1 protein-coding gene is annotated in these 522 nt (G+C 56.5%); it reads right to left on the bottom strand.

The window, feature by feature from the left end; genetic code table 11:
* A partial coding sequence (locus ABD768_RS43035) for a hypothetical protein (RefSeq protein ID WP_344850778.1) occupies window positions 1-505 on the bottom strand: 505 nt, incomplete at its 3' end.
* Window positions 506-522 lie beyond the last annotated feature (17 nt).

The following is a 522-nucleotide window of genomic DNA, read 5'->3' as shown; positions in this document are numbered from 1 at the left end:
CCTGCCCGGCCTTCGTGCTCGTATCAAGGCTCTTGGTGTTGGAATCCCACGCGAGGCGTGCATCACCAAGCTCGGCTTTGATCTGAGCGACAGCCGCACCGGTAGCACCGGCGACCTGATTATACGAAGACTGCGCGTTGACCTCCGCGACACGAGCATTGGACACGTTCTGGATAGCTTGAGCGAGCATCGCGTTCGCGTCAGCCTCGTTCTGCTTCTTCTGCGTGGAGGATTGAGTCAACGCGGCTACAGCGCGTAAATCCTCGCCCTCTTTGACCAGCTTATCGACATACGCCGAGGTGTAACCGTTCTGAACGGCGGTCGCCTTCGCTTCATCGAGTGCCTTCTCACGCACAGCCTGATAGTCGCTCGCGAGCTGCTGCATCTGCTGGATACGCTTCGTATACGCCTCATTCTTCTCAGGCGTATAGTTCGGGTCGTTCTGCATCTTCTTGTCGGCGTACTTCTCGTAAGCATCAGCCTGCGAAGTCAAAGACTTGTACATCTTCTCATACGCCTGCT

Source organism: Kribbella ginsengisoli (assembly GCF_039537185.1).
GTDB classification, from domain to species: Bacteria; Actinomycetota; Actinomycetes; order Propionibacteriales; family Kribbellaceae; genus Kribbella; species Kribbella koreensis.
The sequence above is the reverse complement of the archived record's forward strand: the minus strand, read 5'-3'. Positions and strand labels throughout refer to the sequence as shown.